This is a genomic window from Alphaproteobacteria bacterium (genome assembly GCA_040218575.1).
In the GTDB taxonomy this organism is placed as follows: Bacteria; Pseudomonadota; Alphaproteobacteria; order JAVJRE01; family JAVJRE01; genus JAVJRE01.
Genome location: JAVJRE010000007.1, coordinates 599,447 through 613,581 on the forward strand (window position 1 = coordinate 599,447; position 14,135 = coordinate 613,581).

The window sequence follows — 14,135 nt, forward strand, 5'->3', positions numbered from 1 at the left end:
CGTGTTCCCGCGCGCCCTGATCATGGCCGACCTGCTATAGTCGGCACTTCACAACCGGCGCCGGAGGCTTATCAGCGCCGGCCACCTTGCGCCCGCGGCGCGCGGCACGGCCCGTGACCACAGACGGATCACCTTGATGAAACCTGAACGCGGTGGACGCAAGACCGGACGGCTGATTCCCGCCCTGCTGGCCGCGCTCATGCTGGCCTTTTCCGGCGGCCCCGCCCAGGCCCTGAACTTCGTCCGCGACGGCGAGCTGGAAAATACGATCCGTGCCTTTCTCCAGCCGGTGTTCGACGCCGCCGGTTTGTCGCCCGGTCAGGTGCGCATCTTCATCATAAACGATCCCAGTCTGAACGCCTTTGTGGCCGGCGGTCAAAACCTGTTCATCAATACCGGTCTGTTCCTCAATACCACCGATCCCGGCGCCGTCATCGGCGTTCTGGCCCATGAAGTGGGCCACATCACCGGCGGTCACCTGCTGCGGCTGGACGCGGAGTTGGACAAGGCGCGGGCGCAGACCATCGCCGCCATGGTGCTTGGCGTTGTCGCCGGGGTGGCCACCGGCGATACGGCCGCGACGGGGGTCATCTCCAGCACCGGCGGCGGCATCGCCATGGCCAATGTGGCGAGCTTCAGCCGCGGCCAGGAAGCCGCGGCCGATGCCGCGGCACTACGCTACCTGGACCAGGCCGGTCTGCCGGCCGACGGTCTGCTTGACGTTCTCGACACCCTGGACGAGCAGAGCATCCTGGTCGGTCGTGGTCAGCCGGACTATTTGCGTACCCACCCGCTGACCCGCGACCGCATTGACGTGGTGCGCCGCCACGTGGCGGCAACGCCGGCGGCGGACCGGTCCATGCCACAGCGGCTGATCGACCTGCATGGGCTGGCCCGCGCCAAGCTGTTCGGCTTTACCCGGTCCGCCGGCGAGACCCTCAGAGCCTATCCCGAAAGCGACCTGTCGGTGCCGGCGCGCTATGCCCGGGCCATTGCGTGGGGCCGCCAGGCCGATCTGGCCCGCGCGCTGCCGCTGTTCGACGAGCTGATTGCGGCGGCGCCGGACAATCCGTGGTTCCGCGAGACGCGCGGCCAGATTCTGTTCGAGGCGGGACAGAATGCGGCGGCGCTCGACGACTATAAGGCGGCAGTGAGTCTGGCGCCGGACGAGCCGCTGCTGCTGTCCGGCCTTGGCCGGGTGCAGGTGGAGTCCGGCCAGCCGGACGAGCTTGTGGCGGCGGTCGGGCATCTGGAAAAGTCACTGAGCCGCGATCCCGACCAGGTGGGATCGTGGCGCGATCTGGGCATCGCCTATGGCCGCACCAACCAGCCGGGCCCCGCCGCCGCCTCGCTGGCGGAGTTCTATTTCGCGGTGGGTGACCTGGCGGCGGTCAAACTGCACGCCGATCGGGCGGAGGCCCTGCTGCCGGTGGGGTCGCCGTGGGCGCTGCGTCTGGCCGACCTGCAGCGTCGGGTGGACGAAGTGCGGCGGCAGCAGCGCGAGCGTTAGGCGGCGCTGCCGGAACCGGCCGGCGGGACAAACGGGGGCGCGGGCGGCAGGGCCGACTCATTGGCGACGGTCGGCGGATCGATGACATCGGCCGGACAAAAACCAAACACCCGTCCGTAGAACCACAACTCCGCCTCCAGGGCGCGGCGGATATTGGCCGCCTGGCGGAAGCCGTGGCCCTCGCCGGCAAACTCCACCAGCGCGACCGGCAGGCCCCGCTCACCCAGGGCGTCGGCCATGCGCCGCGCCTGGTCCGGCGGCACTACGCGATCCTCCAGCCCCTGAAAGAAGATCACCGGACAGGTGAACCCGCTGGCATGATGAATCGGTGAGCGCGCCCGGTAGGTGTCACGCGCCGCCGGTAGAGGACCGATCAAACGGTCAAGATAGCGCGATTCAAACTTGTGGGTGTCGGCGGCGAGGGTTTCCAGATCGCTGATGCCGTAGTGGCTGGCGCCGGCCCGAAAGACGTCATGAAAGCACAGGGCCGCAAGGGTGGTGTAGCCGCCGGCGCTGCCACCGGTGATGGCCAGCCGCCGGCCGTCCACCAGCCCCTGATCGGCCAGGTGCTGCGCGCCGGCAACGCAATCGGCCACGTCATAGACGCCCCACTGCCCCTCCAGCCGCTGGCGGTAGGGACGACCATAGCCGGTTGAGCCGCGATAGTTCACATCGAGCACGGCAAAGCCGCGGCTGGTCCAGTACTGAATGGACAGCGACAAAGCCGATGAGGTGGCGCCGGTGGGCCCGCCATGACTCTTGACGATCAGCGGCGGGCGCTCGTCTGGCGGCGCGCTGAAGCGGCCATTGGCCGGCGGGTAGAACAGGCCGTGCGCCGTATCGCCGTCGCTGGTGGGAAAGGACAGCGGCCGGGCCACGGAAATATCAGCCGGATCAAGCGCCAGCCGGGTGGAGAGGGCGATCTCCTGGGGCATGGGGGCCGCAGCGCCCGGCCCGGCCCGGACGGCAAGATCGAGGGACCACAGGCCGGACGGCTGGCGCGGCCCGGCCGCGGCGAAGACGGCGCGGTGGCCGGCGACGCACAGGTCACCGATGGCGGTGAAAGGCAGGTCAATGTCCTGGCCGGGACCGCCATCGGGCGGCAGCAGCGCCAGCCGGTCCTGACCGTCCCGGCTATAGATGCAGAGCAGTCGACGGTCATCGAGAAAACCGTAGTGACGACCGCCGAACTGCCAGGGAGGACCGCAGAACTCTGCCGCCAGCGGCCACAGGTTGCGGCCGCCCGCATGGTCCCCCAGCCGGTACAGGTTCCACCAGCCCGACTGGTCGCTGATGTAGTGCAGGACACCGTCAGGCGACCAGCGCGGCTCCAGAACCGACTGGCCCGCACCACCGGCGACGCAGCGGCGGTTCTCCAGCGCGCCATCGTCGGCCACATCGGCCAGCCACAGGCGCGTCGCGTCCCACGGCATGTCGGGATGGCTCCAGCTTATCCAGGCCAGCCGCCGACCGGCCGGGTCGAGCCGGGGGGCGGCGTAGAAATCATCACCGCGCACCAGAATCCGGCCGCCATCCGCGTTGGCGGCCATATCTGTGGCCGCGTCTGTGGCGAGGGCGACGATGGTGTTGACCGGTGCCGCGGCGCTGTCGCCATGGTCCTCACGCACCAGGATGAGGCGGCGACGGCGGGCGTCGTAGTCACCATCCGCATAGCGCCATCGCGGCGACGCGCCGGCCGCCGGCACGGGCGTTAGGGGACGCGGTGGCGAACCGTCGGCCGGCACCTCATAGACGACGCAATCGGCGAAGTTGGAGATCCACAGACGCCCGGCCCCGGCCGCGCCCGCGCGGTCCGTGCCGGCCCCATGGGAAGGGTCGGCGGCGGCAGCGTGCATGATCGCGCCACCGCCATATTCATGGACCCGGCTGCGGGCATTGAACGGCGGCGGCAACAGGTCGCGCACCGGCAGGTCCGCCGCCTGATCGGCCGGGCGGGCCACGACCACGGTGCGGCCACCTTCGGCCGGCCTGGATTCCAACCAGCGCAGGTCACCGCCGACAAAAGAAGGAGCGCCGAGGCGAGTCACCTGGCCGACCAGCAGATCGGCGGTGATCGGCGACGGCCAGGCCCCGTAAGGGCGGACGGCGCGTGTTGTGGCCGGCGGCGGAGTGGGCGGCGGGACGGGCGATGTCATAACCGCCAGTGTCGGCGGCGATCCCTGCCCTCACAACCCCGCCCCGCAGGCCCGCCCCGCAGGCCCGCCTGCACAGGGCCGGTATGTACCGGCCAGCGTCCGGCAACCACGGCCAGCCGGCGATTGCCGGACTCCGGCGCCATGGTATAAGGCGGGGCCACCGCCGGTCGCCCCGGCGGCCGGCGCCCAGTGCCGCAACGGAGGCGCCATCCCGTGCCAGTGCCGGTGGAACGCAACTCGACCATCCTGATCCTCAACGGCCCCAATCTGAACCTGCTGGGCCGGCGTGAGCCGGAGATCTATGGGGCGACGACCCTGGACGAAATCGCCGAGCGCTGCGACCGGCGGGCGGCCGGTCATGGCCTGACGGTGATCTTCCGCCAGTCCAACAGCGAGGCGGAACTGATCGGCTGGATTCAGGGCGCGGCCGACGAAGCGGCGGCGCTGATCATCAATGCCGGCGCCCTGACCCACACGTCGCTGGCCCTGGGCGACGCGCTGCGCGCCGCCGGTGTGCCGGCCATCGAGGTGCATCTCAGCAACATTTACGCCCGCGAGCCCTTTCGTCATCATTCATGGCTCAGCGCCGCCGCGGTCGGCGTGGTCTGCGGCTTTGGCGCCCTGAGCTATGATATGGCGATTGACGCCGCGGCCGACCGACTCTCCAACACAGCGGACGCCTGATGGACCCTTTTGAAATCGACGACGAAATGGTGCGCCGGCTGGCCCACCTGCTGGATGAAACCGGGCTCAGTGAAATCGCCTACCGGCAGGGAGAGCGCGAGGTGCGGGTGGCGCGCGCGCTGACCGCCGCACCGGCGGCCGCGGCGCCGGCAGCGCCCGCCACCGCCCCGGCGGCGGCGCCGGCGGCCGGTCACGAGTCCCACCCCGGCGCGGTCACCTCGCCCATGGTCGGTACGGCCTATCTGTCGCCGGAACCGGGTGCGGCGGCCTATGTAGCCGTCGGCGCCACCGTCGCCGCCGGCGACGTGCTGCTGCTGGTGGAAGCCATGAAGACGTTCAACGAAGTGCGCGCGCCCAAGGGCGGCAAGGTCATCGCGATCCTCGTGGACAATGGCGACCCGGTCGAGTTCGATCAGCCGCTTCTGGTCATCGAATAGATCCAGCCTCATGTTCGAAAAGATCCTGATCGCCAATCGCGGGGAAATCGCCCTGCGCATCCATCGCGCCTGCCGGGAGATGGGCATCGCCACGGTGGCCGTGCACTCGACCGCCGATAATGAGGCCATGCACGTGCGCCTGGCCGACGAAAGCGTGTGCATCGGTCCGCCGCCGGCCCGTGACTCCTATCTCAACGTAGCGGCGATCCTGTCGGCGGCCATGGTAACCGGCGCCGAGGCCATCCATCCGGGCTATGGTTTCCTGTCGGAGAATGCCGGCTTTGCCCGCATCGTCCAGGAACACGGCCTGACCTTTATCGGTCCGTCAGCCGACCACATCGCCATGATGGGCGACAAGATTCGCGCCAAACAGACGGTCAAGGACGCCGGCGTGCCGACGGTGCCGGGTTCCGACGGCCCGGTGACCAGCGACGCGCAAGCGCGCGAGGTGGCCGAGACAATCGGCTATCCGGTGCTGATCAAGGCCTCGGCCGGCGGCGGCGGCAAGGGCATGCAGGTGGCGAGAAATCGCGAGGCCCTGCCGCAGGCCCTGCTCAAGGCACGGCGCGAGGCCAGCGCCGCGTTCGGCAATGACGCGCTCTACATGGAGAAGTATCTGGACCACCCGCGCCACATCGAGGTGCAGGTTCTGGGCGACACCGAAGGCAATGTCATTCACCTGGGCGAGCGCGACTGCTCGCTCCAGCGCAGTCATCAGAAGCTGCTGGAGGAAGCGCCCTCACCTGCGCTGAACCACAAGCAGCGGGCCGAGATCGGCGAGGTGGCGCGCCGCGCCGTGGCGGCCATCGGCTATCGCAATGCCGGCACCCTGGAGTTCCTGTATCAGGACGGCGCGTTCTATTTCATTGAGATGAACACGCGCCTGCAGGTGGAGCATCCGGTGACCGAAGCGATCACCGGTGTCGATATTGTGCGCGAGCAGATTCGCATCGCCGCCGGCATGCCCCTGTCGATCCGCCAGGAGGACGTGACGTTTCGCGGCCACGCCATCGAATGTCGCATCAATGCGGAGGATCCGCAGACCTTCGTGCCCTCGCCCGGCACGGTCAGCGACTTCCACGCACCGGGCGGGCCCGGCGTGCGGATCGATTCAGCGCTCTATTCCGGTTATCGCGTGCCGCCCACTTATGACAGCATGGTGGCCAAGTTGATCGTCCACGGGGCCAGCCGCAACGAATGCCTGATGCGGCTGCGCCGGGCGCTGCAGGAATTCGCCATCGGCGGCATCCTGACCACCATCCCGCTGCACGCCCGGCTGGTCAACGAGGCCGATGTGGTCAATGGCAATTATGATATCCACTGGCTGGAGCGATTCGTCGGCCGCCGCACCTGACGTGGCAGCGAATACGCCGCCGCCAGACCGGCGGCGGATACCTGACTGATGGCCGCGATCACCCCTGAAATCCTGCTGTCGGCCTATGGCGCGGGTCTGTTTCCCATGGCCGAGCGGCGCGACGACCCGGCCCTGTACTGGGTCAATCCGGAGCAGCGCGGCATACTGCCGCTCAACCACCTGCACATTCCCCGTCGCCTGGCCCGCACCGTGCGCAACGGCCGCTTTCAGGTGACCGCCGACCGTGACTTCCGCGCCGTGATGAAAGCCTGCGCCGCGCCCGGCAAGGACCGCAGCGAAAGCTGGATCAATGACACCATCCTGGACCTGTACGGGGCGCTGTTTGACCGTGGCCACGCCCATTCCGTCGAGTGCCGCCGTGACGGGGTGCTGGTCGGCGGTCTGTATGGCGTGTCCCTGGGTGGCGCCTTTTTTGGCGAGAGCATGTTCAGCCGCCAGCGCGATGCCAGCAAAGTGGCGCTGGTCCACCTGGCGGCGCGCCTGGTGGAAGGCGGCTATCGCCTGCTGGACGTTCAGTTTCTGACCGGCCATCTGACGCAGTTCGGCGCCATCGAGGTGCCACGCGCCGCCTATCGTCGCCTGCTGGAAGAGGCCGTGCAGCACACGGCACGCTTTCCCGTCTATTCCGATTGTGCGCCGCTGGAGATTTTACAGTCGGTCACCCACACATCATAAACCGGGTGTTCGAGAGCATTGAGGGCCGGGCTGGAGGCGAACATCCAGCCCTCAAACACACGCAGCGCCGCAGCGCCGGAACGCCGGTCATCGATTTCCAGATAGGCCGAACGCTCCGGCGGGTCTTCCGGCGGCGTCCGGTCACAGGCCAGAACCGTGATAGCCAGTGTCCCGAAAATACCCGCGGCACCCACCGGGATTTCAAAGGTGGAGATGCGCGCCGTCACCTTGTCGAGTCCCTGCAGCACAGCCATATCGCCGGGCGCGGCAGCGACCGGCGCGTCGGTCAGGACGGCCAGGGCCAGAACCGCGCACAGCATGGCGCCGCGGCGCGACACGTCAGCGCCCCATGTCAGCGCTGCCCATCAACGCCGTCCATCAGCGAACCGGCCAGGGATTGGCCAGGCCGGCCACCATGTCATGGAGGACCTGGCGTAACTGCTGTTCATCACACTCCATAAGCAGGCCATCTTCGAACGCGTCCTGGGCGAGCTGGCGGATTTCCTCCAGATTGTCTTCCAGAACCTTGATCTTTTCGTGGCAGGTCAGCGGCGCGCCGGTGCGGTCACGCCAGACGGTTCGCCCGGCGCTGGTGGTTGTGCCTGCGGTCTCCTCGGTCATGCCGTCGCCTCCCTGTATCGGTAGTCCCGCACCGTCTCTTAAAAGCGCCGCCGCCAACCGCGGTCTAGCGGTCGGTGGCCAGAAAGATAATCTCGCCCACCTGCTCTTCCAGCGAGCGCTGGCTCTCGGTGTGGCTGATCTGACCGCCCGGTTCGATCTGGCCGTTGCTGATGCCCGGTCGCAGATTGATGACGCTGCCGCCGAGCAGACCATCGGAAGCGATGATCGCCACCGTATCCGTGGGCAGGCGCACATCGCGCGAAATGCTGAGATCGACCACCGCTTCAAACGCCTGGGTATCAAGGCGAATACCGGCGACGGAGCCAACGCGGATGCCATTGACCCGCACCTCGCTGCCGGAGGTGATGCCGCCGGCCGACAGGAAGCGAGCGGCAACCGTATAGGTTTCCCCCTGGTCAAGGTCGGTGCGGGCCAGAGTGAAGGCGAGGAAGCCGCCGGCCACCACCAGCACCGCAGCACCCAGCATGGTTTCAATCAGGCTGCGCTTCATGGCGCTGTGTCCCCGTTGGTGTCGGTCCGGTTAGTGTCGATAGCGCCGTCGTCGGGCGCGGCGCGGGCACGCTGCGCCTCGGCAATAATCAGTTCCAGGATGTCACTGAGCACGACCGCATCCTGGGTGAAGTCTATACGACCACCGGCGACGAGCGGATTGTCCGAGCCGCCGGGATCAACCTCTACATACTTGCCGCCGAACAGGCCCTGGGTGCGGATGGCGGCGGAGGCATCAGTGGTCAGCCCAACCAGCGGATCCAGCGCTAGGGTGGCCACCGGACGGTTGTTGGCATCGAGCCTGAGGGCAGAGACGACACCCACCGGAACGCCGGCCGCACGCACCGGATCGCCGACCCGCAGGCCATCCACCCGGCCGAACCGGGCATTCAGCTCCATGCCCTGATCACCGCCCCCGGGCCGCCCGACAAGGGCGCCGGAGGCAAACCACACCAGGCCAATGAGGATGACCACGCCGGCCGCGATCTCGGTCAGTTCCCGGCGGGTGCGGCGGGCTTGCTGGCGCGGGCCGATGGCGGGCGAAGACCTCAGGACGGCCTCCACGGAACATAGTCGCCGTCACCGGCCGGCCGCTTTCCGCCGGCTAGAACATGGCCGGCCGGCCGATAGGCCGCGGCGGTGCCGGTCAGGTTGGGCAGGTGCGGTTTTTGCCAGGGATGAACCGCCACGTCGGTCAGCGGCGCGTCGGTAGTGTAATGCAGCCAGGCGTGCCACGCCGGCGGCACCCGGCTGGCCTCTACTTCGCCGGCATAGACCACCCAGCGGCGGCGGCGGCGGCCGGCGACCGCCCGCCGTTCTTCAAAATAGCGATTGCCCTGCTCGTCGCGACCGACCGGCCGGCCGCGGGTCCAGGTAAACAAACGGGTCCAGAGATTGGCCATGGCTGATATCACGGGTGGCTTGTGGGCGGACGGCATAAAGCGGGCGGCTTGGGGCGGGCGACAGAAAAAACGGCGCGCTTGCGGCAGTCCCGGCGCGCGGCGGCGACTATGGCATCGGGCCGGCCGGCGGTCCAGTTTCAGCGCGCCAATCACCTTCGTGCAGGACCACGCCATGAGCAGACCGGCTGCCCCTGGGATCCCGCCCGTCACGGGCCACGGGACGACCACGGCCAGGACCGCCACGGAGACGGCCGCGGGCGGCGCACGACCAGCGGCCCGGCCAGCGGCGCGGCCGGCGGCCACGCCCCCGCCCCTGACGGTGGCCGGTGCGCTGCTGGTGGTGGTGGCCACCCTGCACTATGCCATCGCCCCCAGCCTGGCCCGCTTCGCCTATGCGGAGTCGGTCTCGCCCCTGACCGTCGCCGTGCTGCGCATGGCGCTGCTGATCCCTGTGCTGTTGATCCTGCTGCGCCTGACCGGACGCCGGGTCGGCCTGCCGCGGGCGCGACGCATCGAGGCGGCCGGCGCCGGCTTGCTGTTCCTGACCGTTTCGGCCGGCTATCTGACCGCCATCGAGCGCATTCCGATCAATCTGGCGGTCCTGATTTTCTTCACCTTCCCGCTGATCGTCACCGTCGCCAGCCGTATGCTGGGCCGTGACGTTCTGCCATGGGACCGGCTGCTGGCCGTCTTTGCCGGTTTCGCCGGCCTGGCCCTGGCGCTGGGTGCCGGCCTGGGCGAGCTGGATCTGACCGGTACCGCCGCCGCCTTTGCCGCCAGCCTGGCGTTGAGCGGTATTCTGCTGTGGAACGCCCACCACGCCGCCCATCACCCGGCCATCGTCCTCAACCTGCATGCCCTGTGGGTGGCGGTGGCGGTCGGCCTGGCAATCCTGGTCTTCAGCGCGCCGGCGCTGCCGGTCAGCGCGGCGGGCTGGGGCGGCATGGTCGGTGCGGCGGCGGCCTATGTGGTGGCCTTTACCTGCTTCTTTTCGGCCATCGCCATGATCGGGGCGGTACGCACAGTGGTGCTCGCCAATCTGGAACCCCTATGGGCCATTCTGTTCGCCGCCTGGCTGTGGAGTGAACCGCTGGGCGCGGTCCGCCTGGCCGGCGCCGGGCTGGTGCTGGCGGCGGTGGTGTGGGTCAGCCGGCCGCGCCGCCGGCAGTCGGCGACCCGGGAGTCGGGCCCCGCCACCCCGGGGCCGCGTCAATGAGGCCAAAGTGAGTCGAAAAAGTCACAGCCAATACCGGATATAGAGAAAAATACCGGATCAGACACTAAACCGGGTTGATCCTACAAGGTTTCGCCCTTAGCGTTTCCAGTCCCACAACATATAGCGGGGACCGCACATCTTGTGCGGTGGCAAGCCGGGAAGCACAAAGGCTTCCGATCAATGAGGAGTCGCGGGGCTTTCTCAAAGACGGGCCTGCCACAGGGGAAACAGAGCCGGCCACAAGGACGGCCTGAACGCCAGGGGGCAGCATGCGCTTTGAACGCCGATTCACCACCGCCGGCCGGTCACCCTATGAGGGGATCGCCTTTCGCCGGGCGGCCAGCGAGATCCGCAATCCCGATGGCTCCATCGTATTCAGCCAGAAGGATATTGAGGTTCCCGCGGACTGGAGCCAGGTGGCATCGGATGTTCTGGCCCAGAAGTATTTCCGCAAGGCCGGTGTCCCGGCGGCGCTGAAGCCGGTTGAGGAGGCTGACATCCCCGACTGGCTGTGGCGCCACGAAGCGGACAGTGCGGCGCTTGCCAGCCTCAATCCGGACTCACGCAACGGCGGCGAACGCAGCGCCCGGCAGGTCTTTGACCGTCTGGCCGGCACCTGGACCTACTGGGGCTGGAAGGGTGGCTATTTCTCGTCCGAGGAAGACGCCCGGACCTTCTTCGACGAAATGCGCTTCATGCTGGCCCGGCAGATGGCCGCACCCAATTCGCCGCAGTGGTTCAATACCGGCCTGCACTGGGCCTATGGCATTGACGGGCCGTCGCAGGGCCATTTCTTCGTGGACGAGCTGGCCGCCGGCGGCGCCAGCGGCGAGGCGCAGGCATCGATGTCGTCCTATGCCCGGCCGCAGCCCCATGCCTGCTTTATCCAGGGCGTCAGCGACGATCTGGTCAATGAAGGCGGCATCATGGACCTGTGGACGCGCGAGGCGCGACTGTTCAAATACGGCTCCGGCACCGGCTCCAATTTCTCCGCCATTCGCGGTGAAGGCGAGTCGCTGAGCGGCGGTGGCCGTTCATCCGGCCTGATGAGCTTTCTCAAGATCGGCGACCGGGCGGCGGGCGCCATCAAGTCCGGCGGCACCACGCGACGGGCGGCCAAAATGGTGTGCGTCGACCTGGACCATCCGGACATCGAGAAGTTCATCAACTGGAAGGTGATCGAAGAGCAGAAGGTGGCCGCCCTGGTGGCCGGCTCCAAGCTGGCCAATCGTTGTCTCAACGCCATCATGGCGGCGTGCCACGAGGCGGTGGCGCTGGACGAGGCGGCGCGCTTTGACCCCAAGCGCAACCCGGTGCTGAAGAAGGCGATCCGCGAGGCACGGCGCGCCATGCTGCCGGAAAACTATGTGGCGCGGGTGATCCAGTTCGCCCGTCAGGGCTATACCGAGATTCACTTCCCCACCTATGACACGGACTGGGATTCCGACGCTTATCTGACGGTCAGCGGTCAGAACGCCAACAACTCCGTGCGCGTCACCAACGCCTTCCTGGAGGCGGTGGAGGCGGATCGCGACTGGGCCCTGATCCGGCGCACCGACGGCGACGTCTCGCACACCCTGCCGGCGCGCGCCCTGTGGGAGCAGATCAGCCATGCGGCCTGGGCCTCGGCCGACCCCGGCGTGCAGTACGACAGCACCATCAACGAGTGGCACACCTGCCCCGAAGACGGCCGCATCAACGCGTCCAATCCGTGTTCGGAGTACATGTTCCTGGACGACACCGCGTGCAATCTGGCCAGCCTCAACCTGATGGCCTTCCAGGCCGAGGACGGCACCCTGCAGGTGGACGCGTTCGAACATGCGGTCCGGCTGTGGACGGTGGTGCTGGAAGTCTCCGTGCTGATGGCGCAATACCCGTCACGGACCATCGCCGAACGGTCATGGCGCTATCGCACACTGGGCCTTGGCTACGCCAATCTGGGCGGGCTGCTGATGGCCTCGGCCCTGCCCTATGACAGTGTGGAGGGACGGGCCCTGGCCGGCGCCATTACGGCGCTGATGACCGGCGTTTCCTATGCCACATCGGCGGAGATGGCGAGCGAACTGGGGCCCTTCCCGGGCTATGCCAGGAACGCCGAGGCCATGCTGCGGGTGGTCCGCAACCACCGCCGCGCGGCGCACGGCCAGGGCAGCGGCTATGAGGGTCTGTCGGTGGCGCCGGTGCCGCTGGATTCCGCTCATTGCCCCGAGCCGGAAGTGACCTTCGCCGCCGAGCGGGCCTGGGACCGGGCGCTGGAGCTTGGCGAAACCCACGGCTTCCGCAACGCCCAGGTCAGCGTCATTGCGCCGACCGGCACCATCGGCCTGGTCATGGACTGCGACACCACCGGCATCGAGCCCGACTATGCCCTGGTCAAGTTCAAGACCCTGGCCGGCGGCGGCTATTTCAAGATCATCAACCGCACGGTGCCCGACGCCCTGCGCCGCCTTGGCTATGACGAGCGGGAGATCAGCGACATCATCTCCCATGCGGTCGGCCATGGCAGCCTGAAGGACGCGCCGGGCATCAACCACAAGCGGCTGAAGGCCCTGGGTTTTGCCGAGGCGCAGATCGAGCGCCTGGAACACAGCCTGGCCAGCGCCTTCGACATCCGCTTCGCCTTCAACAAATGGACCCTTGGCGAGGACTTCTGCATCCGGGTTCTGGGCCTCGACAAGGCGGCGATGGACGATGTCACCTTCGACATGCTGCCGGCGCTGGGCTTCAGCGGGGCGGAGATCGAAGCGGCCAACGCCTATTGCTGCGGCACCATGACCCTTGAAGGGGCGCCGCATCTGAAGCCCGAACACCTGCCGGTGTTCGACTGTGCCTCGCCGTGCGGCCGCACCGGCACCCGCTCGCTGTCGGTGGAAAGCCATATTCGCATGATGGCCGCGGCGCAGCCCTTCATCAGCGGCGCCATATCCAAGACCATCAACATGCCCAACAGCGCCACAGTGGATGATTGCGGCGCGGCCTATGTGCTGTCCTGGCGGCTTGGCCTCAAGGCCAATGCGCTTTACCGCGACGGCTCCAAATTGTCGCAACCGCTCAATGCCAGCCTGCTGGGCGAAGCGGATACCGATGAGGAAGATGAGGACCAGACGGCGACGGTGGCCGAACGGGTCGCCGGCGCGCCAGCGACCGAACGCGCCGCGGTGGTGGCCGAGCGCATCATCGAGCGAGTGGTGGAACGGATCAGCCGCAAGCCCCTGCCCTCGCGGCGCAAGGGCTATACCCAGAAGGCAGTGGTCGGCGGCCACAAGGTCTATCTGCGCACCGGCGAATATGAGGAAGGCGGCATCGGTGAAATCTTCATCGACATGCACAAGGAAGGGGCCAGCTTCCGCTCTCTCATGAACAACTTTGCCATCGCCATTTCCATCGGCCTGCAATACGGCGTGCCGCTGGAGGAATATGTAGAGGCCTTTACCTTCACCCGTTTCGAGCCGCAGGGCATGGTCGAAGGCAATGACGCCATCAAAATGGCGACCAGCGTTCTGGACTATATCTTCCGCGAGCTGGCCATCAGCTATATGGGTCGCGATGACCTGGCCCATGCGGTGCCCGACGACATGGCGCACGACGCCATGGGCGGTGGCGAGGCGCAGAGCCGGTTGATGCACGCCGAGGCGGAAGCCTGGCGCAGCCGGGTCAGCAGCGGCTTCATCCGCAACCGCCTGACGGTGGTGGAAGGCGGCCAGACGTCGCGGCCGCTGGCCACCGCGCGCCTGCACGATGATGAAGCGGCAGCCACCGGCACCCATGGCGCAGGCCAGACCGTGACCGCCCGGCACAGCGAGAGCCGCAGCGTCAGCGACACCATCAACGGCGGCGGCGGGACCGCCACAATCGCCACGACGGTGGCCGACAGTGTGACGGTGACCAGCGCCGGCACCATCGCCAATCAGGCCGGGCAGCGCCGGGCCGAAGCCAGAATGAAGGGGTATGAGGGTGATTCCTGTCCCGAGTGCGGGAACTTCACCCTGGTGCGTAACGGCACCTGCCTCAAATGTGTCACCTGCGGCTCCACCACGGGCTGCAGCTGA

General features: G+C 67.8%; 13 protein-coding genes. 7 read left to right on the forward strand and 6 right to left on the reverse strand.

The features are described 5' to 3' along the window. Positions 1-136 precede the first annotated feature (136 nt). A complete protein-coding gene (locus RIE31_12120; protein ID MEQ8641332.1) occupies positions 137-1,510 on the forward strand; it encodes a M48 family metalloprotease in 1,374 nt (457 codons plus the stop codon). Here the strand turns inward: RIE31_12120 and RIE31_12125 are convergent. Then, complete coding sequence (locus RIE31_12125; protein ID MEQ8641333.1) at positions 1,507-3,666, reverse strand: S9 family peptidase; 2,160 nt, start codon at positions 3,664-3,666, stop codon at positions 1,507-1,509. The genes RIE31_12120 and RIE31_12125 overlap by 4 nt on opposite strands. A 213-nt stretch (positions 3,667-3,879) precedes the next feature. On the opposite strand from RIE31_12125, the gene aroQ reads away from it, so the two are divergent. Genes aroQ through aat form a run of 4 tightly spaced genes read left to right on the forward strand, consistent with a single transcriptional unit; the run spans position 3,880 to position 6,837 of the window. Beyond that, the gene (gene aroQ, locus RIE31_12130) at positions 3,880-4,350 is read left to right on the forward strand and encodes a type II 3-dehydroquinate dehydratase (GenBank protein MEQ8641334.1); all 471 of its coding nucleotides are present in this window, start codon (positions 3,880-3,882) and stop codon (positions 4,348-4,350) included. Next, complete coding sequence (gene accB, locus RIE31_12135; protein ID MEQ8641335.1) at positions 4,350-4,787, forward strand: acetyl-CoA carboxylase biotin carboxyl carrier protein; 438 nt, start codon at positions 4,350-4,352, stop codon at positions 4,785-4,787. Before aroQ ends, accB begins: the two co-directional genes overlap by 1 nt. A gap of 10 nt (positions 4,788-4,797) precedes the next feature. Next, entirely contained in the window at positions 4,798-6,141 is a 1,344-nt protein-coding gene (gene accC / locus RIE31_12140) for an acetyl-CoA carboxylase biotin carboxylase subunit (GenBank protein MEQ8641336.1), read from the forward strand. A 48-nt stretch (positions 6,142-6,189) separates the two neighbouring features. Further along, complete coding sequence (aat, locus tag RIE31_12145; GenBank protein ID MEQ8641337.1) at positions 6,190-6,837, forward strand: leucyl/phenylalanyl-tRNA--protein transferase; 648 nt, start codon at positions 6,190-6,192, stop codon at positions 6,835-6,837. On the opposite strand, the gene RIE31_12150 is transcribed toward aat, so the two are convergent. The 5 genes from RIE31_12150 to RIE31_12170 form a co-directional block, all read right to left on the reverse strand. Then, on the reverse strand, positions 6,783-7,175 hold the full coding sequence (locus RIE31_12150; protein MEQ8641338.1) for a DUF2155 domain-containing protein: 393 nt from the start codon (positions 7,173-7,175) through the stop codon (positions 6,783-6,785). The two genes, aat and RIE31_12150, sit on opposite strands and share 55 nt — an antisense overlap. Positions 7,176-7,215: 40 nt before the next feature. Beyond that, a complete protein-coding gene (locus RIE31_12155) occupies positions 7,216-7,458 on the reverse strand; it encodes a hypothetical protein (protein ID MEQ8641339.1) in 243 nt (80 codons plus the stop codon). Between the two features lie 64 nt (positions 7,459-7,522). Beyond that, entirely contained in the window at positions 7,523-7,969 is a 447-nt protein-coding gene (locus RIE31_12160) for an MlaD family protein (protein ID MEQ8641340.1), read from the reverse strand. Continuing rightward, positions 7,966-8,532 (reverse strand): MlaD family protein, encoded by a 567-nt coding sequence (locus RIE31_12165; protein ID MEQ8641341.1) that lies wholly within the window; start codon positions 8,530-8,532, stop codon positions 7,966-7,968. Before RIE31_12165 ends, RIE31_12160 begins: the two co-directional genes overlap by 4 nt. Further along, entirely contained in the window at positions 8,517-8,870 is a 354-nt protein-coding gene (locus RIE31_12170; GenBank protein MEQ8641342.1) for an NADH:ubiquinone oxidoreductase subunit NDUFA12, read from the reverse strand. Before RIE31_12170 ends, RIE31_12165 begins: the two co-directional genes overlap by 16 nt. Positions 8,871-9,042: 172 nt before the next feature. Here RIE31_12170 and RIE31_12175 point away from each other — a divergent pair, with 172 nt between their 5' ends. Beyond that, positions 9,043-10,086, forward strand: a complete 1,044-nt coding sequence (locus RIE31_12175) for a DMT family transporter (protein ID MEQ8641343.1) — start codon at positions 9,043-9,045, stop codon at positions 10,084-10,086. A gap of 269 nt (positions 10,087-10,355) precedes the next feature. Continuing rightward, entirely contained in the window at positions 10,356-14,135 is a 3,780-nt protein-coding gene (locus RIE31_12180) for a vitamin B12-dependent ribonucleotide reductase (protein MEQ8641344.1), read from the forward strand.

Bases quoted from the DNA above. Each gene is read 5' to 3' on its own strand.
- RIE31_12120 (MEQ8641332.1), top strand. From the start codon at position 137: ATGAAACCTGAACGCGGTGGACGCAAGACCGGACGGCTGATTCCCGCC.
- RIE31_12125 (MEQ8641333.1), bottom strand. From the start codon at position 3,666: ATGACATCGCCCGTCCCGCCGCCCACTCCGCCGCCGGCCACAACACGC.
- accB (MEQ8641335.1), top strand. From the start codon at position 4,350: ATGGACCCTTTTGAAATCGACGACGAAATGGTGCGCCGGCTGGCCCAC.
- accC (MEQ8641336.1), top strand. From the start codon at position 4,798: ATGTTCGAAAAGATCCTGATCGCCAATCGCGGGGAAATCGCCCTGCGC.
- aat (MEQ8641337.1), top strand. From the start codon at position 6,190: ATGGCCGCGATCACCCCTGAAATCCTGCTGTCGGCCTATGGCGCGGGT.
- RIE31_12155 (MEQ8641339.1), bottom strand. From the start codon at position 7,458: ATGACCGAGGAGACCGCAGGCACAACCACCAGCGCCGGGCGAACCGTC.
- RIE31_12160 (MEQ8641340.1), bottom strand. From the start codon at position 7,969: ATGAAGCGCAGCCTGATTGAAACCATGCTGGGTGCTGCGGTGCTGGTG.
- RIE31_12170 (MEQ8641342.1), bottom strand. From the start codon at position 8,870: ATGGCCAATCTCTGGACCCGTTTGTTTACCTGGACCCGCGGCCGGCCG.
- RIE31_12175 (MEQ8641343.1), top strand. From the start codon at position 9,043: ATGAGCAGACCGGCTGCCCCTGGGATCCCGCCCGTCACGGGCCACGGG.
- RIE31_12180 (MEQ8641344.1), top strand. From the start codon at position 10,356: ATGCGCTTTGAACGCCGATTCACCACCGCCGGCCGGTCACCCTATGAG.